Source organism: Variovorax sp. 20P10.2.4, assembly GCF_058244205.1.
Map to the genome: position 1 here is coordinate 1 of NZ_JBZAYE010000101.1, position 17173 is coordinate 17173.

Annotated in this window: 21 protein-coding genes; 13 read left to right on the forward strand and 8 right to left on the reverse strand. The window is 68.8% G+C overall.

The window, feature by feature from the left end; all coding sequences use genetic code 11:
• Positions 1-74: 74 nt before the first annotated feature.
• On the reverse strand, positions 75-1238 hold the full coding sequence (locus AC27VN_RS12600; protein ID WP_490876752.1) for a branched-chain amino acid ABC transporter substrate-binding protein: 1164 nt from the start codon (positions 1236-1238) through the stop codon (positions 75-77).
• A gap of 206 nt (positions 1239-1444) precedes the next feature.
• On the opposite strand from AC27VN_RS12600, the gene AC27VN_RS12605 reads away from it, so the two are divergent.
• A complete protein-coding gene (locus AC27VN_RS12605) occupies positions 1445-2344 on the forward strand; it encodes a LysR substrate-binding domain-containing protein (RefSeq protein ID WP_490876753.1) in 900 nt (299 codons plus the stop codon).
• Positions 2345-2350: 6 nt separating this feature from the next.
• On the opposite strand, the gene AC27VN_RS12610 is transcribed toward AC27VN_RS12605, so the two are convergent.
• The 4 genes from AC27VN_RS12610 to AC27VN_RS12625 all read right to left on the reverse strand — a co-directional run bounded on the left by AC27VN_RS12610 (position 2351) and on the right by AC27VN_RS12625 (position 5511).
• Complete coding sequence (locus AC27VN_RS12610) at positions 2351-3379, reverse strand: aldo/keto reductase (RefSeq protein WP_490876754.1); 1029 nt, start codon at positions 3377-3379, stop codon at positions 2351-2353.
• A gap of 103 nt (positions 3380-3482) precedes the next feature.
• Complete coding sequence (locus AC27VN_RS12615) at positions 3483-4358, reverse strand: alpha/beta hydrolase (RefSeq protein ID WP_490876755.1); 876 nt, start codon at positions 4356-4358, stop codon at positions 3483-3485.
• Positions 4359-4495: 137 nt separating this feature from the next.
• Positions 4496-5023: a demethoxyubiquinone hydroxylase family protein gene (locus AC27VN_RS12620; protein WP_490876756.1), complete on the reverse strand. Its 528-nt coding sequence runs from the start codon at positions 5021-5023 to the stop codon at positions 4496-4498.
• Entirely contained in the window at positions 5020-5511 is a 492-nt protein-coding gene (locus tag AC27VN_RS12625; RefSeq protein ID WP_093341484.1) for an Lrp/AsnC family transcriptional regulator, read from the reverse strand. Before AC27VN_RS12625 ends, AC27VN_RS12620 begins: the two co-directional genes overlap by 4 nt.
• A 97-nt stretch (positions 5512-5608) precedes the next feature.
• On the opposite strand from AC27VN_RS12625, the gene AC27VN_RS12630 reads away from it, so the two are divergent.
• From AC27VN_RS12630 to AC27VN_RS12660, 7 genes are all read left to right on the forward strand, one after another.
• A complete protein-coding gene (locus AC27VN_RS12630; RefSeq protein WP_490876757.1) occupies positions 5609-6790 on the forward strand; it encodes a M20 aminoacylase family protein in 1182 nt (393 codons plus the stop codon).
• Between the two features lie 31 nt (positions 6791-6821).
• Positions 6822-8051, forward strand: coding sequence for a diaminopropionate ammonia-lyase (locus tag AC27VN_RS12635; protein ID WP_490876758.1), 1230 nt, complete (start codon positions 6822-6824; stop codon positions 8049-8051).
• A gap of 31 nt (positions 8052-8082) precedes the next feature.
• Entirely contained in the window at positions 8083-8874 is a 792-nt protein-coding gene (locus AC27VN_RS12640; protein ID WP_490876759.1) for an alpha/beta hydrolase, read from the forward strand.
• Between the two features lie 79 nt (positions 8875-8953).
• Positions 8954-9103, forward strand: a complete 150-nt coding sequence (locus tag AC27VN_RS12645; RefSeq protein WP_490876760.1) for a hypothetical protein — start codon at positions 8954-8956, stop codon at positions 9101-9103.
• A gap of 101 nt (positions 9104-9204) precedes the next feature.
• The gene (locus AC27VN_RS12650) at positions 9205-10236 is read left to right on the forward strand and encodes an acyl-CoA desaturase (RefSeq protein ID WP_490876761.1); all 1032 of its coding nucleotides are present in this window, start codon (positions 9205-9207) and stop codon (positions 10234-10236) included.
• Positions 10211-10630, forward strand: coding sequence for a hypothetical protein (locus AC27VN_RS12655; protein WP_490876762.1), 420 nt, complete (start codon positions 10211-10213; stop codon positions 10628-10630). Before AC27VN_RS12650 ends, AC27VN_RS12655 begins: the two co-directional genes overlap by 26 nt.
• A 170-nt stretch (positions 10631-10800) precedes the next feature.
• Complete coding sequence (locus AC27VN_RS12660) at positions 10801-11277, forward strand: hypothetical protein (RefSeq protein ID WP_490876763.1); 477 nt, start codon at positions 10801-10803, stop codon at positions 11275-11277.
• Between the two features lie 28 nt (positions 11278-11305).
• On the opposite strand, the gene AC27VN_RS12665 is transcribed toward AC27VN_RS12660, so the two are convergent.
• Complete coding sequence (locus tag AC27VN_RS12665) at positions 11306-11506, reverse strand: hypothetical protein (protein ID WP_490876764.1); 201 nt, start codon at positions 11504-11506, stop codon at positions 11306-11308.
• Here AC27VN_RS12665 and AC27VN_RS12670 point away from each other — a divergent pair.
• The gene (locus tag AC27VN_RS12670; RefSeq protein WP_490876765.1) at positions 11487-11963 is read left to right on the forward strand and encodes a hypothetical protein; all 477 of its coding nucleotides are present in this window, start codon (positions 11487-11489) and stop codon (positions 11961-11963) included. The two genes, AC27VN_RS12665 and AC27VN_RS12670, sit on opposite strands and share 20 nt — an antisense overlap.
• Positions 11960-12307 carry a hypothetical protein gene (locus AC27VN_RS12675; RefSeq protein WP_490876766.1) on the forward strand — a complete coding sequence of 116 codons (348 nt, stop codon included), beginning with the start codon at positions 11960-11962 and terminating at the stop codon, positions 12305-12307. Before AC27VN_RS12670 ends, AC27VN_RS12675 begins: the two co-directional genes overlap by 4 nt.
• A gap of 155 nt (positions 12308-12462) precedes the next feature.
• On the opposite strand, the gene AC27VN_RS12680 is transcribed toward AC27VN_RS12675, so the two are convergent.
• On the reverse strand, positions 12463-13452 hold the full coding sequence (locus tag AC27VN_RS12680) for a tripartite tricarboxylate transporter substrate binding protein (protein WP_490876767.1): 990 nt from the start codon (positions 13450-13452) through the stop codon (positions 12463-12465).
• A gap of 74 nt (positions 13453-13526) precedes the next feature.
• Positions 13527-14615 (reverse strand): tartrate dehydrogenase, encoded by a 1089-nt coding sequence (locus tag AC27VN_RS12685; protein ID WP_490876768.1) that lies wholly within the window; start codon positions 14613-14615, stop codon positions 13527-13529.
• 116 nt (positions 14616-14731) lie between these two features.
• Here AC27VN_RS12685 and AC27VN_RS12690 point away from each other — a divergent pair, with 116 nt between their 5' ends.
• The 3 genes from AC27VN_RS12690 to AC27VN_RS12700 form a co-directional block, all read left to right on the forward strand.
• On the forward strand, positions 14732-15679 hold the full coding sequence (locus AC27VN_RS12690; protein ID WP_093341465.1) for a LysR family transcriptional regulator: 948 nt from the start codon (positions 14732-14734) through the stop codon (positions 15677-15679).
• A gap of 223 nt (positions 15680-15902) precedes the next feature.
• Complete coding sequence (locus tag AC27VN_RS12695) at positions 15903-16856, forward strand: MurR/RpiR family transcriptional regulator (protein WP_490876769.1); 954 nt, start codon at positions 15903-15905, stop codon at positions 16854-16856.
• Positions 16853-17173: isoaspartyl peptidase/L-asparaginase (locus tag AC27VN_RS12700; RefSeq protein WP_490876770.1), on the forward strand; the 321-nt coding region annotated here is incomplete at its 3' end. The genes AC27VN_RS12695 and AC27VN_RS12700, both read left to right, overlap by 4 nt.

Here is a 17173-nt window from a genome sequence, read left to right on the forward strand (position 1 = left end):
TGGCCTCGACCAGCGGTCCCCAGGGCAAGGCCGCGTCCGTCTCGGCCGCATCGAGCGTGCGCACGGGGGCCGCCTCAGGAACCGGCGACGCGCACGCGCTTGCCGTCCTTGTAGGTGAAGACGGTGAAGTCGGGTTTCTGCAGGTTGCCCTTGGCATCGAAGGCGATGGCGCCGGTCACGCCGTCGAACTTCACCTTGCGCATCGCCGGCAGGTAGGCCGCGGGCTCGACCGAGTTGGCCTCGCGCATGCCGGCGGCCAGTGCCATCATCGCGTCGTAGAGATAGGGGGCATAGGTCAGCACGTCGACGCCGAAGCGCGCCTTGTAGCGCTGCTCGAACTCGGCGCCCCTGGTGGTCTTCTCGACCTCCTTGCCGCCGCGCGTGCAGTAGAGCAGCCCGTCGACCGCGCCGCCGCTGATCCTGGCGACCTCGTTGGTGCACAGCCCGTCGGTACCCAGCAGCTTGGCCGTGATGCCGAGCTGCTTCATCTGCCGCGCGATCAACCCGCCCTGCGCGTCCATGCCGCCGTAGAACACGACCTCGGGCTGCTTCGCCTTGATGCTGGTGAGGATCGCCATGAAGTCGGTCGCCTTGTCGCTGCCGTACTCCTGCGCGACGATGGTGCCGCCCAGCGCCTTGACGCCGCGCGCGAACACCTCGGCCGCGCCCTGCCCGTAGGCGGTGCGGTCGTCGATCACGGCGATCTTCGTGGCCTTGAGCTCCTTCACCGTGTAGTTCGCGATCGCCATGCCCACGTCGTCGTCGCTCGCGAGGATGCGGAACACGTTGTCGTAGCCCTGCTTCGTGAAGCTCGGGTTGGTGGCGGTCGACACGTCGGGCAGGCCGGCGCGGCTGTAGACGGCCGAGGCGGGAATCGCGGCGCCCGAATTGAAGTGGCCGAGGATGCCCTTCACGCCCATGTCGGCCAGCTTGTTGGCGACCACCATGGCCTGCTTGGGATCGGCCTGGTCGTCCTCGGACTGCAGCACGAACTTGATCCGCTTGCCGCCGATCAGCAGGCTCTGCCTGTTGAGGTCCTCCACCGCGAGCCGCGCGCCGTTGTCGTTGTCCTTGCCCCAGTGGGCGGCGCCGCCCGTGAGCGGGCCGGCATGGCCGATCAGCACCGTCTGCTCGGACTGGGCCCAGGCCGGCAGCGCCAGGGCGCCGGCCAGGACGCCGGTCAGCAAGCAGGCCGAGGCGGCGGCATGGCGCCGCGGCGATATGCGCGAAGCGGTCATCGAAAGTCTCCTTGTGTTTGTGCGTGCGGGCCGCGCTGGAGGCCCGAACGCAGAATAGAGTCGCGCTGGCGGGCGCAACAAACGCTCAATGCGCACGACGTTGTGCGGTCCCGGAAGGAAGCTCCCCGGATCGGCGACGCGATGAATGCTTTGGTTGACGGAAAGCGGGCCGCGTCAGAATCGGCCCACCAGGACAAGCAGGCGAGATGAGAAAAGACATACCCAACCTCGGCGCGCTGCAGGCCTTCGAGGCCTCGGCGCGGCTGGGCAGCTTCACGCGCGCCGCGAGCGAACTGGCGCTCACGCAGAGCGCGGTCGGCCGCCAGGTGGCGATGCTCGAGCAGCGGCTCGGCGTGGCGCTGTTCTCGCGCGTGCGGCGCCGGCTCACCCTGACCGACGTGGGCCGCGAGTACGCGGCGCGCATCCGCCGCCATCTCGACCAGATCCGGCGCGACACGCTGGAGATCGCCGCCGGCCACGACATGGGCTTCGTGCTCGAGGTGGCGGTGGTGCCCACCTTCGCGACCCAGTGGCTGATTCCGCGCCTGCCCGATTTCAGCCGGCTGCATCCCAACATCACGGTCAACCTGTCGGCGCGCTCGCAGCCCTTCTCGTTCCAGGAGAACGCCTACGACGCCGCGATCTACTTCGGCGACCAGTTCTGGCCCGACACGCGCGGCGGGCGCATCTTCTCCGAGGGCGAGATGGTGCCGGTGTGCAGCCCGGCGTTCCGCGATACCAACGGCCCCTGGGACGAGGCCGCGTTCGCGCGCTGCCGCCACGTGCACCTGAGCACACGCGCCCATGCCTGGCGCGACTGGTATGCGCAGCAGGGCTGGGACTACACGGTGCATGCCTCGCGCGGGCCGCGCTACGAGCTCTTCACCATGGTGACGGCCGCCACCGCGGCCGGCATGGGCGTGGGCCTGGCGCCGCGCCTGTTGATCCAGCACGAGCTGCGCACCGGCGAGCTCGTGATCCCGATCGACCGCAGCCTCGACGTGAGCCAGGGCTACTACTTCGCCTATCCCGAGGGCCGGCCGGCCTCGGGGGCGCTCGAGCACTTCAAGCGCTGGGTGCTCAGCCTGACGCCCGAGAAGGGCTGAGCCCGATCAGACCGGCGCCGGGTTGCGCTCGGCGAAGCCGCGCTGGTGCCAGTACGGATAGGCCAGCGTCGTCGTGCTCGCCACGTCGAGCTCGGCCACCTGCTCCTTCGTGAGGTTCCAACCCACCGCGCCGAGGTTCTGGCGCAGCTGCTGCTCGTCGCGCGCGCCGATCACCACGCTCGACACCGTCGGGCGCTGCAGCAGCCAGTTCAACGCCACCTGCGGCACCGTCTTGCCGGTATCGCCGGCGATCTTCTCGAGCGCATCGACGACGCGATAGAGCAGCTCGTCGGGCACCGGCGGGCCCATGTCGGCCGTCACGTGCAGGCGACTGTTGGCCGGCAACGGCTGGCCGCGGCGGATCTTGCCCGTGAGGCGGCCCCAGCCCAGCGGGCTCCACACCACCGCGCCGACGCCCTGGTCCTGCGCCAGCGGCATCAGCTCCCATTCGTAGTCGCGGCCCACCAGCGAGTAGTAGGCCTGGTGCGCCACGTAGCGCGGATAGCCGTAACGATCGGCCACGCCCAGCGACTTCATCAGGTGCCAGCCCGAGAAGTTGGAAGCGCCCACGTAGCGCAGCTTGCCGGCGCGCACCAGGTCATCGAGCGTCGAGAGCGTCTCTTCCACCGGCGTGGCGGCATCGAAACCGTGCAGCTGGAACAGGTCGATGTAGTCGGTGCCCAGGCGCTGGAGCGCGGCGTCGACCGCGGCGACCAGGTGGTAGCGCGAGGAGCCGACCTCGTTGGCGCCCTCGCCGCTGCGGAAGGTGGCCTTGGTCGAGATCAGCAGCTTGTCGCGCGGCCGGCCCTTGATGGCTTCGCCGAGCACCGACTCGGCCGCGCCGCCCGAATAGATGTCGGCGCTGTCGAACATGTTGACGCCCGCGTCGAGGCAGATGTCGATCAGCTTGCGGGCCTCGGCCACGTCGGTGCTGCCCCAGGCCTGGAAGAATTCGCCCTTGCCCCCGAAGGTGCCGGTGCCGAAGCTCAGGACGGGGACCTTGAGGCCCGATCGGCCCAGATGACGGTATTCCAAGATGCTGCTCCTTCGGCCCGCGGGCCAGGTGGTGCGGGCCGGCGGCCCGCGGATGGCCGCCATTGTTGGCCGCGGGACTGAACCCCGGCCGGCAGTCGGGCTTCTAGGGCAGCAGCTTCGAGATCGCGTCCTCGAAGGCCAGCACGTCCGAACCGACGTGGGTCGAGTTGAACACCGTCTGCGTCAGCTTGAAGTCCTTGTAGTTGCGGGCCGCGAGCCGGTCGTACATCTCCTTCACCAGCGGCCCGTTGCAGTTGGCGTCGCAGCGCGCCAGCACCATGGTCGCGGGCAGCGACTTGCCGGCCAGCGCGGTGAACATCTTCTGCTCGAGGTCGTAGTTGAGGTCCTTCTGCTGCCAGAAGGCGGCCTCGGTCGACAGGAAGTACGAGAACACCAACTGGTCGGGCGCCTCGAGGAACATCGCGGTCGCGGCCAGGTTGCCGCTGGTCGACAGGCCCGAGAGCATGCGCCGCTTCGGGTCCATGCGGTACTTCGATTCGAGGTAGGGAACCAGCTCCTTCACGAGGAAGCCGTGGTAGCCGGTGGCGCCCGGAAAGTTGTAGTCCTCCTGCCGCCGCGCGCTGCCGCCGATGCCCACCAGGATGGCCTTGGTGCCACGCCGTTGCAGGATGTTCTTGAGGTTCGTGAAGCGCGTGTCGGGCAGGCCGTTGGTGGCATCGCCGTCGAGCGCATAGATGGTGGCATAGGCATCGGTGCTGGCGTCGTAGCCGGCCGGGATGTAGATGTCGATGCGGTAGTCCACGCCATAGGCCTTGGCGCTGACGGTCTCGCTGACCACGCGGCCGCTGGTGGACGGCGGCGGCGGCGCGGGCTGCTCGGGGGCCGGGCCCGGCGGCAGGATCGGGAGGCCACCGCCTCCACCGCCGCCACCGCCACCGCCACCGCAGGCGGCCATCGCCGCGACGAGCACGCAACCGCACACGGCCGCGAGTGCGCGGCGCCATTTTTCTTGTCTCATGTGGTTCCTCTTCGACCCCGGCACACGTCGTGCCGGGGCGGGATGCTGCGCCGGCGACCGGGCAACGTCAACCTCGCCGGTCGGATCGGCCAGGCTGTGGCGCCATGTCCACACGCCTCGCGACGGCGCGATGGCGTCTACAGCCGCATGCCGAGCCAGATCACCGATTCGGTCGAGGCCGCGACGACCGGGCTCAGCAGCCGCGACCAGAAGCGGCCGGGCTCGAGGTGCGCGGCCGACTGGTCGTGGTGCTGCCGCTCCTCGTCGACGATCTGCGCGATGGCCGCCACCGCCGCCTCGTCCTGGCCCACCAGCTCGCGCAACTGGGCTTCGAGATGACGCAGCACCACGCGCTCCACCGCCACGGTGGTGGCCGCGATCGCGTGGCGGCCGAGCAGCCCGGTGACCAGGCCCAGCACCCAGCCGCCGAGCCCGCACAGCCAGTAGCTGCGGCAGCGGCGCACGCCGCGCCGTTGCAACTCGGTGGCGAAGACGGCGCGGTGCCGCTCCTCGTGCGACTTGAATTCGCACAGCTGCGGCACCAGCGCCGGCGCGGTGAGGCGCGCGGCCAGGATCTGCGCGCGGTAGATGTTCACCGCGCCCTGCTCGCCCGCATGGTCGACCTTGAGGATGCGGCCGCCGAGCGCGGTGTCGCGCGAGCTCAAGGGGCGATCTCCTTCAGGGCCTCGTCCACCGGCACCGTCAGCCCCACCTTCACCCGGCTCATGGCCACCAGCGTCTTGAAGCGCTTCACGTTGTTGTTCTCGAAGAACAGTTCGCGCGTGAGCCGCGTGTAGTCGGCCATGCTGCGCACCGCGAAGATCAGCACGAAGTCGCACTCGCCCGCCACGTAGTAGCACTGCTGCACCTGCGGGCAGGCCTGGAAGCTGCGCTTCATCGCATCGAGCAGGTCGACGCGCTCGCTCTCCACCTCGACCTCGACGATCACCGTGAGCTCGCAGCCCACCGCGTCGGGATTGACGATCGCCGCATGGCGCTCGATCACGCCCTCGTCGGCCATGCGCTTCAGGCGCCGGTTGACCGCCGCGGCCGAGAGATGCACCTGCTGGCCCAGCTCGCCCTGCGGCAGGCGCGCGTCCTGCTGCACCAGCGCCAGCAGCTTGAGGTCGTAGGCATCGAGGGGCGTGGGCATGGGCGGGACCGGCGGGCGTGGCGGGTGGAATGAAATTGCGCCGACAGCCCCTTCAATGCGCGCAAATTCAGGGGTCGGCGACATAGCATTGTTGCCCATGACCACCGCCACCCTCGCCTCCGACGCGCCGCTCGATGCCGAACTCTCGGGCTGGCGCCGCTACCTGCACACCATTCCCGAGACCGGCTTCGCCGAGCACCGCACCTCGGCCTTCGTCGCGCGCACGCTGCGCGCGCTGGGCCTCGAGGTGCACGAGGGCATCGGCGGCACCGGGCTGGTGGCGAACCTGCGCGTGGGCGAAGGCCGCGGCACGATCGGCATCCGCGCCGAGATGGATGCGCTCGACATCGCCGAATCGGCGCCGGGCCGCGCCCATGCCTCGGCCACGCCGGGCAAGATGCACGCCTGCGGCCACGACGGCCACATGTCGATCGTGCTCGGTGCGGCGCGGCTGCTGCGCGAGCGCCAGGACTTCGACGGCACCGTGCGCTTCATCTTCCAGCCCGCCGAGGAACACGGCCGCGGCGCCAAGGCGATGATGGCCGACGGCCTGTTCGAGCGCTTCCCGGTCGACGAGATCTACGGCCTGCACAACATGCCGGGCCTCGCGGCCGGCACCATCGCCACCTGCGCGGGCGGCATCATGGCCAGCGAAGACAACTTCACGATCCACGTGCGCGGCCGCGGCACCCATGCGGCGCGGCCGCACATGGGCATCGACCCGATCGTGATCGGCGCCGAGATCGTGCTCGCGCTGCAGACCATCGTCTCGCGCAGCCTCGATCCGGGCGCGCAGGCCGTGGTGTCGTGCACCGAGTTCATCACCGACGGCATCCGCAACGCGATCCCCTCGAACGTCGTCATCAAGGGCGACACCCGCAGCTACGACCCCGCCGTACAGGCCACGCTGGAGCGGCGCATGCGCGAGATCAGCGAGGGCATCTGCCGGCTGCACGGCGCCGAGTGCGCGTTCTCGTACACGCACGAGTTCGAGCCCACGGTGAACTGGCCCGAATGCGTGCCGCACGCCGTGGCCGCCGCGACCGCGGTGCTCGGCGCCGGGCGCGTGGACGCCAACACCGTGCCGATGATGGCCTCGGAGGACTTCGGTGCCTTTCTGCGCGTCGTACCCGGCGCCTTCGTGTTCCTCGGCAACGGTGCCGACGGCCAGCCCGGCGGCACGCCGCTGCACAACGCGGGCTACGACTTCAACGACGCGGTGCTCGAGATCGGCGCACGCTACTTCGCGGAACTGGTGCGGCTGCGGCTGCCGCGCTGAATCCCTTCTCTTCTTCCGAAAGACACCAGACATGCTGGTCCGCAATGCCCGCGCCGTGCGCGCGCCCTACCCCGAGGCGCTGCACCGCATCCTCAACATCGACGAAGCACGCGCCACGCGCTCGTGGCTCTCGCGCTGGTCGCTGCTCGCGCCCGAGCCGACGCCGCTGCGCCGCCTGAGCGACCTGGCGCAGGCCTGCGGCATCGCCGAAGTGTTCCTCAAGGACGAGTCGCTGCGCTCGCCGCTCGGCAGCTTCAAGGCACTCGGCGCGCCGGCCGCGCTGGTGCGGCTGGTGCTGCGGCGCCATCCGGACTGGAACGCCGACGCAGTGCTGCGCGGAGAACACGCGAATGCCTTGAAGGACCTCGTCGTCATCAGCGCCACCGACGGCAACCACGGCCGCGCACTCGCCGCCGCGGCGCGCAGCGTGGGCGTGCGTTGCGTGATCGTGCTGCACCGGCACGTGAGCGCCGAGCGCGAGCGTGCCATTGCCGACTTCGGCGCCGAGATCGTGCGCATCGAGGGCAACTACGACGCCTCGGTCGCGCATGCCGCGCAGCTCGCCGAGCGGCATGGCTGGCAGGTGGTTTCCGATACCGCGTACCCCGGCTACGAGGACGTGCCGCGCGACGTGATGCAGGGCTACGGCACGATGGTCGACGAGGCGCTCGAACAGCGTCCCGCCGCGCCCGACGGTGCCTGCCCCTTCACCCACGTCATCCTGCAAGGCGGCGTCGGCGGCCTCGCGGCCGGCGTGGCGAGCTACCTCTGGGAACGCTTCGGCGAACGCCGTCCCGTGCTCGTCATCGCCGAACCGCGCCAGGCCGACTGCCTCATGCGCAGCGCCATCGAGGGCCGGCCGGCCGTGGCCACCGGCAGCGTCGATTCGGTGATGGCCGGCCTGGCCTGCGGCGAGACCTCGACCCTGGCCTGGCGCTTTCTCGAGCCCTCGGTCGATGTCTTCCTCACGCTGGAGGATGAAGAGGCCGTGGATGCAATGCGGCGGCTGGCCGAGGGATCGGCGCGCGACGTGCCGGTGGTGAGCGGGGAATCGGGCGCCGCGGGCGCGGCCGCGTTGCTGCAGCTCGCGCGGTCCGAGACGGCGAAGGCGCAGGCCGGGCTCGATGCTTCGTCGAAGGTGCTCTTGATCAGCACCGAGGGGGCGACCGCGCCTTCGGTCTATGCAGAACTGATGGGCCGTACGGCGGATGAAGTGCTGGCAGCGCAACGCGAATGGCTGGGCCTGGCGACTCGGCGGTAGCATCTACCGCCCTTTCTCCAGGAGATCGTCGATGCGCCAGCTTGCGGGACTTTGGATCGCGGCCCTGTGGATCGCGTGCTTCTCACCCGTGCAGGCCCAGGTCACGCAGCAGGTGGTGGACATCCCCACCCGCCCCGGCGTGACGCAGCGCATGCTCGTGCTGACGCCGCCCACGCCGAAGGCCGCCGTGATCCTGATCGCGGGCGGACATGGCGGGCTTCGGATCTTTGCCAACGGATCGCTCCAATGGGGTGCCGGCAACTTCCTCGTCCGCACGCGGCAGCTGTTCGCCGACCAGGGGCTGCTGGTGGCCGTCATCGACGCACCGTCCGATCGGCAGAGCCCGCCCTACCTCGCCGGCTTTCGCCAGAAGCCCGAGCATGCGGCCGATCTCCAGGCCGTCATCGCCTGGATGCGCGCGCAGTCGAAGGTGCCGGTATGGCTCGTGGGCACCAGCCGCGGCACGCAATCGGCGGCCTATGTCGCGACCGAACTCTCGGGCGCCGACGGCCCGGACGGCGTGGTGCTGAGCTCCACCATCCTCACCGACGACGGCGGCCGCCCCGTTCCCGCCATGCCGCTGGCGAAGATCCGCGTGCCCGTGCTCGTGGTGCATCACGAGCAGGACGGCTGCAGGCACTGTGCCTTCGCCGGCGTGCCCGCGCTGATGGCGAAGCTCGAGAACGCGCCGCGCAAGGAAGTGCTGAGCTTCCAGGGCGGCGAGAACCGGGGCGATCCTTGCGAGGCGATGGCCTACCACGGGTTCAACGGACTCGATGGCGAGGTCGTGCCGCGGATCGCGGGCTGGATACTGGCGCGATAGCGCCGGGCCGCCGGCCGGCCTCGCACAGTTCTTACACGCTGTAGAACCTCTTCTCCGCATGCCAACCTAGACTGGACCGATGAAAGCCAACCAAGGAATCGGAGTGGGCGCCGGACTGGCGGCCGGCGTGGGCATCGGCGCATGGATCGATGACATCGGCGTGGGGATCGGGATCGGGCTTGCGCTGGGGATTGCGCTGTCGCTGGCATTCGGACGCGAGGACGATTGAAAGGCACGGGCACGGCCCGCCTGCCATGACGACTTGAGCGGCTACAGTCGGTCAGCCGCCGAGCATCGATGCTTGACGCTTGCACTGGCAGAGAGGCCCGCATGACAGACGACACGCCTTCGCGCTTCATGGAAGCAACCGGCCGCCATGCGCGTCCTGCCATCGCGGATCACCGCGTTCGGACCGACCACGCCGTGCAGCTGTTGCAAGGCAGGGTCCAGTATTCGGTCCGCAAGTCGCTGTGGTTCACCACGATGGCACTGGCAGGGATCGTCGGCGGCGCGTTGACCCTCTCGTGGGCTGCATTCGGCGTCTTCCTGTTCACGACAGCCTTCGTGCTGCTGTTCGGCCACTCGCTCGGAAGCCACCGGAAGCTCATCCACGACAGCTTTCAGTGTCCCAAGTGGCTCGAATACGCCTTGGTCTATTGCGGCGTGCAAGTCGGGCTCGCGGGGCCGATCGGACTGCTTCGGCAACACGAACTCCGCGACTATGCGCAACGGCTGCGCGACTGCCACGACTACCTCCGGCACGGCCGTGGCTTCTGGCGGGACGCATGGTGGCAACTCCATTGCGATCTCGTGCTCGACGATGCGCCGAATATCGTGCTGGAACCGCGCATCGCGGCGGATCGCGTCCATCGCTTCCTCGAGCGCACATGGATGCTGCAACAGCTTCCCCTCGCGCTGCTGCTCTACGCCATTGGCGGCTGGGCCTTCGTCTTCTGGGGCGTGTGCGCGCGCATCGCGGCCTGCGTGCTCGGCCATTGGCTGATCGGCTACTTCGCGCACAACCACGGCCACATGCATCACGAGGTACGGGGCGCCGCGGTCCAGGGACGCAACATCCCCTTCGCGTCGCTGCTGACGATGGGCGAGTGCTGGCACAACAACCATCACGCTTTTCCCGGATCGGCCAGGCTGGGCCTCTATGCGGGCGAATGGGATCCTGGCTGGTGGGTGCTGGTATCGCTGCAGCGGGCAGGACTCGTCTGGGACATGCGCCTGCCGCGGGATCTGCCTTGCAGGCCGGAACTGCTCGCCACCAGCCGGGAAGCGCTCGCGTGCGAGTCGATGTCGGCGAATCGCTCCGAACGAAAGGACCTCCGTGCACGAGCGACATATCAATCCTGACCACTATCTGCAAACGGACACCGGCCGGGTGTTCACGAAGGAACGCCAGTTGACGACATGGGACCGCGTCTACGAAGACCTCGAGGCAGCCCTGCGGCAGCGTTCTTCCAACGCCGCGCAGCTGTGCCTCGTGATGGGTGTGCAGGGTGCCGGCAAGACGGACTGGGTCTGCCAAAACATGAATGCGCTGCCAAACGCGGTTTTCCTCGACGCCGCGCTGCCGGCCGCACGGCACTGGACATCGCACGACGTTGCGACGTCGAAGTCACCGCTGTCTGGATCAACACGCCACTGGAGATCGCGCTGGCACGCAATGCCTCGCGTCCCGCCGATGAACGTGTTCCCGAAGAAGCGATGCGCAGCGTCTTCTCGTTACTCGAGGCGCCCACCGTGAGCGAAGGCTTCGTGCGCGTGGTCGAGATCCTGGACAACGGTGTGTCGAAGGGGCGCTGATGCCTCGGACGAAACTGGCGAAGTAGCGTCGCACGAGCCTCCTGGGTATCCAGACCTGCTACCTGCCTGAAATCTCGCGGTCGAGCGGCGGAGGCTCCCTAGTCTTCGTGCATGAATCACTCTCTGCCGCGGCCACGTTTCACAGGCGCATTCAAGGTCCTGGTCATCTCGACAACGCTGTTCGCCAGCATCGCAGCCAGAGCTCAATTCGCCGTGGCGGGCTTTGCCATCGGTCAGGAGATGAAGTCTTGCCCGGACTCTTCTGTGCCCATACGCAAGGATGCCCGGAACAGCGGCACTGCCTGCAGGTTTCCGGAAAAATCCAGATCGGTCTTCAGTACGTCGGCAGACCAACTCTCGCTGGCCACCGATCAGCGGGGCGAGGTGGACAGCGTCCTGGTCGTCGGGATCGATGCCGTGCATGCCGCTGCGAAAGCTGCCGAGGAGTACGGTCCTCCGGATGCGTCGGAGGTGCACGAAAAGCTCTCCTTCTGGGCGTGGCTGCGAGGGGATGTCCGGCTGGTCATCTTTCATAATCACGACGCCCCGGCCACGTCCAACATCATCCTCGACCGATATCCTCGATAGTCCGTCGTTTTCGATCGGGAGCAACCGCCTAGCGCAGGCTCAGGCTCCACTTGTCGCGCTGAACCAACCCCACCGTTTCAAACTCAGCGGCGATCACAAGATGAAGTTTCGAATCCAGGAAGTCGAACTCGAAGAGGCCGATGCCCGACAACCGACAGCGCACATTCGCCACCACCTCTTGATCTGCTTTTTTTGGGGAGATGTATCCGATGCCGATCCAGCGATTCAATTTGTTCATTTGCCTGCTGGTCATGTCGGGCTTTGCACATGCACAGATCGAGTGGCCATTGCTCCACGCGACGAGATCGGTGAAATTTACCGAGGCCATCGTTCTTCAGTGCAATGCATCCGCCCCGGCAGAAGCAGGCAGACGCCTGAAGGCCTTCCAGTCATGGAAGGCACGCAACGAGCGTCAAGCCACCGCCTTGCAGGAGTTCAACATGAAGCGAATTCGCGAGGAAGCTCCCGAGCAGAGCCCCGCAGAGCTAGAAATTGAACTCGACAAGGAACTCCAGAGGACGATCCTGTTCATGGTTGCAGACGACGCAGCCATGTGCGCCGATCTGGCGCGCTGGCTCGACAGTGCAGAGAGCGAGCCTCGCCGCCAGGTCATCGACCTGATGCTGCCGCCGGACCTTCCCGCAGCGCCACACGCCGCCCCATCCGAACAAGCACACAACCGATGAACCTCGAAGACCCGTTTCGCGCCATAGAGGAATGGAGCGGATGCGCCATCTCGCAGCCCCTGCGAGCATTGCTCTCCAGCCTCGGCGACACCACCGTCGGCGACCTCGCCCACTTCTACGCCCCCGCCGACCTGCTCGAACGCAACGAGACCTACGAGACCAGGACGTACTGCCCCGGCTGGCTGACGATCGGCGATGACGGTGGAGGCAGCGCCATCGTCGTGGCTCCGGACCGGTGGCCGACCGCCGTCTATCTGGTGGGCCACGGCAGCATGTCGCGCGCCGACTTCGTCGAGGTGGCCGAGGACCTTCACGAATGGGTGGGTTCGGGCTGCAAGCTGTAGATCTCCGCACTATCGCGACGATCGCAGGGTCTCCCGTGGCCATGGCGGCATTCCTGCGGACGAACCGCCTGCGCCCGATCGGGCCTGCCGGCCGCGAATCCAGTGAAGTGGTTCTTCCTCAAATGCCAATTTCAGGCACATAAGCCCTCACACCCTCAATCGATCGCCACCCTCGCCTCCTTCACCAACCTCGCATACTTCGCGGTGTCACTGCGAATCTGCGCCGCCATCTGCGCCGGCGTATCCCCCACCGGCTCCGCCCCGATCTCCTCCATGCGCTTCCTGAATTCCGGCGACTGGATGATCTTCACCATCTCAGTATTCAGCCGCTCCACGATCTCCTTCGGCGTGCCGGCCGGCGCGAGGATGCCGAACCAGGTGCCCTGGTCGAAATCCTTCACCCCCGACTCGGCCAGGGTCGGCACATCGGGCAGGCTGCTCGAGCGCCTGGCGGTGGTCACGGCCAGCGCGCGCAGCTTGCCGGCGCGGATGTGCTGCAGCACGGGGGTCAGGGTGTCGAAGGACATGTCGACCTGGCCGCCGAGCAGGTCGGTGGTGAGCGGCGCGCTGCCCTTGTAGGGCACGTGCAGCAGCTCGATGCCCGACAGGGCCGAGAGCTGGGTGCCGATCAGGTGCTGCACGGTGCCGTTGCCGTTCGAGCCGTACGAAAGCCTGGCCGGCGCGGCCTTGGCCTGGGCGATCAGCGCCTGCGCATCGCGCGCGGACGACTTGGCGTTGACCACCATCACGTTGGGCACCAGCGCGACGGTGGTGATGGGCGCGAAGCTCTTCTCGAAGTCGTAGGGCAGCTTGCGGTAGACGCTGGTGGCGATGGTGTGGTGCACCGCGCCCATCAGCAGGGTGTAGCCATCGGGCCGCGCCTTGGCCACGTAGTCGGCGCCGAGCGTGGCGCCGGCGCCGGGGCGGCTCTCGACCACCACGGGCTGGCCCAGGCTCTGCGAGAGCTTGTCGCTCAATGAGCGCGCCAGTACGTCGGAGCTGCCGCCGGGCGGAAAGGGAACGACGAGGTTGACGGGCTTGGCCGGCCAGGCCTGCGCGGCCGCGGTCGTGGCGGTCAGGCCGAGGGTGAAGGCGGCGGCGAGCGCGGTCAGCGCCGCGCGGCGGCGGACGAAGGGCTGGGTCACGGGTTGTCTCCTTTGTTGTCGTGGCAATGGCCGGTCGTGCGCGCACGCCCTCTCCGGCCCCGGGGGCGGAAAACTCAGGCGGCCTGGCGCTCGGGCAGCGGGGCCAGCAGCGCGCAGACGGCGCGGGTCACGTCGGCGGTGGTGGCGCTGCCGCCGAGGTCGCGCGTGTGCAGCGAGGTGTCGGCCGTGACCTGTTCGATGGCGCGCATCAGGCGCGCGGCGGCCTCGGGCTCGCCGAGGTGCTCGAGCATCATCACGACCGACCAGAAGGTGCCGACCGGATTGGCCAGGCCCTGGCCCATGATGTCGAAGGCCGAGCCGTGGATGGGCTCGAACATCGAGGGGAAGCGGCGCTCGGGATCGATGTTGCCGGTGGGCGCGACGCCGAGGCTGCCCGCGAGCGCGGCGGCCAGGTCGCTGAGGATGTCGGCATGCAGGTTGGTCGCGACGATGGTGTCGAGCGAGGCCGGCCGGTTGACCATGCGCGCGGTGGCGGCGTCGACCAGTTCCTTGTCCCATCGCACGTCGGGGAACTCCCTGGCCACCTGCACGGCGATCTCGTCCCACATCACCATCGCATGGCGCTGGGCATTGCTCTTGGTGATCACGGTGAGCTGGCGACGCGGCCGCGAGCGGGCCAGCGAGAAGGCGAAACGCATGATGCGCTCGACGCCGGCGCGGGTCATCATCGAGACGTCGGTGGCGGCCTCGATCGCATGACCCTGGTGCACGCGGCCGCCGACGCCGGCGTACTCGCCTTCGGAGTTCTCGCGCACGATGACCCAGTCGAGGTCGCCGGGGCCGCAGCGCTTGAGCGGGCCGTCGATGCCGGGCAGGATGCGCGTGGGCCGCACGTTGGCGTACTGGTCGAAGCCCTGGCAGATCTTCAGGCGCAGGCCCCACAGGGTGACGTGGTCGGGGATGTGCGGATCGCCGGCCGAGCCGAACAGGATCGCGTCCTTGTCGCGCAGCGCGTCGAGGCCGTCGGCCGGCATCATCTCGCCGTGGGCGCGGAAGTAGTCGCCGCCCCAGCCGAAATCCTCGAACTCGAAGCCGAAGCGCTCGCTGCCGGCGGCCAGCGCCTCGAGCACCTCGCGCCCGGCCGGCACCACCTCCTTGCCGATGCCGTCGCCGGGAATGGTTGCGATCCTGTAGGTCTTCATGGTGTAGCTGCGTCGCTGGAGTGTTGGAATGGGTCCGACTGTAGGAACTCGACGTGCGATCGGATCGCCCCTAAAGTCAATCCATCGTTAACTTCAAATCAACAGCGAAAACCGCGATGGCCCACGAGATCCAACCGGCCGACCTCGGCTTCTTCTCGGCGCTGGCGCGCGCCGGCAGCCTCAGCGCGGCGGCGCGCGAACTCGGCATCACCACGGCCGCGGTGAGCAGGCACCTCGCGCAGATGGAGGCGCGGCTCGGCGTGAGCCTGGTCAACCGCACCACGCGGCGCATGGGCCTCACGCCCGAGGGCGAGCTCTACCTCGCGCAGGCGCGGCGCATCCTGGCCGACATCGAGAGCCTGGGCGAGCAGCTCGGCGTGTCGAAGGCTGTGCCGCAGGGCCTGTTGCGTGTCAACGCCACGCTGGGCTTCGGGCGCAGCCACGTGGCGCCGCTGATCTCGAAGTTCGTGCGCCGGCATCCCGAGGTCGAGGTGCAGCTGCAGCTGTCGGTGAACCCGCCGCCGCTGACCGAGGATTCGTTCGACGTCTGCGTGCGCTTCGGCGCGCCGCCCGAGGCGCGCGTGATCGCGCGGCGCATCGCGGCCAACCGGCGGCTGCTGTGCGCGGCGCCGGCCTACCTCGCGAAGCACGGCACGCCCAAGGTGCCGAACGACCTCACGCGCCACAACTGCATCGGCATCCGGCAGGGCGAGGAGGCCTACGGCCTGTGGCGGCTGTCGAGCGGGCGCGGCGCGAGCGCAAGCACGCAGGCCGTGAAGACGCGCGGCACGCTGACCACCAACGACGGCGAGATCGCGGTCAACTGGGCGCTCGAGGGCCACGGCATCCTGATGCGCGCCGAATGGGACATCGCGCGCTACCTGCGCAGCGGACGGCTGGTGCAGGTGCTGCGCCCCTTCCACACGCCCGATGCCGACATCTACGCGGTGTATCCGCAGCGCCACCAGCTCGCGGCGCGGGTGCGGGCCTTCGTCGACTTCCTCGCGCAATCGCTCGAGCAGCAGGCTTCGGCGGCCTCGGCGGCCTCCAAGACCGCGTTCTGACACGACCCTAGGGAAATCCCCAAGGCCGTGCTCGCGGCCGTGCCCGCGCGCGCCCTCGCCCAGAGGCACCCGCGCGGCGCCCTCCCTCACCCGCCCCGATCTCCCCACGGCACTGGCCCGCAACTTGCAAACTCGGCCAAAAATGACAGAAAATTTTCTTAACTGACTTATATTTGTAAATCAGTTTTCAAATTTGCACCGTTCCGGCGCCCTTCCGAAACCCATGAGCACCAACGTCGACCCTCCAGGCACCACCGTGGCCCAGCGCATCGCGCAGGCCCTGCCGCGGCTGTCCCGCTCGCACCGGCAGGTGGCCGACTACGTGCTCGAGCATCCGCTGCAGGTGGCCACGCTGCCGATCGACGAGCTGGCCACGGCCGCCGGCGTGTCGGTGGCCACGGCCAACCGCTTCGCCCGCGCGCTCGACTTCGACGGCTACCCGGCGTTCCGGGCCGAGCTGGTGCGCGGCTTCGAGCCGCTGGTGGCGCCGGTCGAGCGGCTGCGCGGCAACCTCGAGCGGCCGACCACGGTGTCGGAGGTGTTCGCCGCGGCGCTCGAGGAGAGCCGCCGCAACATCGACGCCACGCGCCAGTCGCTCGACTACGCGGCCTGCGAGGCGGCGGTGGAACGCATCGGCAAGGCGCGCTCGATCTACATCGGCGGCTTCGGCGCCAGCGCCTGGCTCGCGGGCCTGCTGCAGCACGGGCTGGACAGCAGCTGCAGCGACGTGCGCCTGCTCTCGGGCGTGAGCGGCGTGACCCATGCCGCGCGCACGCTGATGCATGCGGGGCCGCAGGACGTGTTCATCGGCGTGACCTTCCCGCGCTACCTCACCGACACCATCGCGCTGGCGCAGATCGCGCGCGGCCAGGGCTGCGCGGTGCTCGCGCTGACCGACCGGCCGAGCTCGCCGCTGGCACCGCTGGCCGACGTGGCGCTCTATTGCCAGACCGAGACCAGCTACCGCCCCAACTGCGAGACCAGCGTGCTCGCGCTGATCGAGGCGCTGACCAGCGCGGTGGCGCTGCGCGCGCCGGGCGCGGTGCAGTCGGCGGGCCGCATCCTGCAGGCGGTGCGGCCGTGGCTGCACGGGGGCAACGGGCCACGCACGAACGGCGCGAACCCGCAGGCCACGCCACCCGCAGACAGCACCCCGAAGAAAAAGACCTCCCGATGAACAGCCCCACCCAGAACGACAACGCTTCCACCCCGCGCGTGCCCGTGATCGCCATCCATGGCGGCGCCGGCACCATCAGCGCGGGCACCACCACGCCCGAACAGGCCGCGGCCTACCACGAGGCGCTGCGCCACATCGTGGCCACCGCGCAGGCCGCGCTGCTGCAGGGCGCCTCGGCACTCGACGCCACCTGCCTCGCGGTCGAGCTGCTCGAGGACTGCCCGCTGTTCAACGCCGGCCACGGCGCGGTCTTCACGCACGAAGAAACCCACGAGCTCGACGCCGCCGTGATGGACGGCGCCACGCTCGCCGCCGGC

Coding starts and splice junctions, on each gene's coding strand:
- AC27VN_RS12615 (WP_490876755.1), bottom strand. CDS start 4,358: ATGAGACAAGAAAAATGGCGCCGCGCACTCGCGGCCGTGTGCGGTTGC.
- AC27VN_RS12625 (WP_093341484.1), bottom strand. CDS start 5,511: ATGCCCACGCCCCTCGATGCCTACGACCTCAAGCTGCTGGCGCTGGTG.
- AC27VN_RS12640 (WP_490876759.1), top strand. CDS start 8,083: ATGCGCCAGCTTGCGGGACTTTGGATCGCGGCCCTGTGGATCGCGTGC.
- AC27VN_RS12660 (WP_490876763.1), top strand. CDS start 10,801: ATGAATCACTCTCTGCCGCGGCCACGTTTCACAGGCGCATTCAAGGTC.
- AC27VN_RS12630 (WP_490876757.1), top strand. CDS start 5,609: ATGACCACCGCCACCCTCGCCTCCGACGCGCCGCTCGATGCCGAACTC.
- AC27VN_RS12670 (WP_490876765.1), top strand. CDS start 11,487: ATGCCGATCCAGCGATTCAATTTGTTCATTTGCCTGCTGGTCATGTCG.
- AC27VN_RS12605 (WP_490876753.1), top strand. CDS start 1,445: ATGAGAAAAGACATACCCAACCTCGGCGCGCTGCAGGCCTTCGAGGCC.
- AC27VN_RS12685 (WP_490876768.1), bottom strand. CDS start 14,615: ATGAAGACCTACAGGATCGCAACCATTCCCGGCGACGGCATCGGCAAG.
- AC27VN_RS12635 (WP_490876758.1), top strand. CDS start 6,822: ATGCTGGTCCGCAATGCCCGCGCCGTGCGCGCGCCCTACCCCGAGGCG.
- AC27VN_RS12645 (WP_490876760.1), top strand. CDS start 8,954: ATGAAAGCCAACCAAGGAATCGGAGTGGGCGCCGGACTGGCGGCCGGC.
- AC27VN_RS12675 (WP_490876766.1), top strand. CDS start 11,960: ATGAACCTCGAAGACCCGTTTCGCGCCATAGAGGAATGGAGCGGATGC.
- AC27VN_RS12695 (WP_490876769.1), top strand. CDS start 15,903: ATGAGCACCAACGTCGACCCTCCAGGCACCACCGTGGCCCAGCGCATC.
- AC27VN_RS12650 (WP_490876761.1), top strand. CDS start 9,205: ATGACAGACGACACGCCTTCGCGCTTCATGGAAGCAACCGGCCGCCAT.
- AC27VN_RS12690 (WP_093341465.1), top strand. CDS start 14,732: ATGGCCCACGAGATCCAACCGGCCGACCTCGGCTTCTTCTCGGCGCTG.
- AC27VN_RS12600 (WP_490876752.1), bottom strand. CDS start 1,238: ATGACCGCTTCGCGCATATCGCCGCGGCGCCATGCCGCCGCCTCGGCC.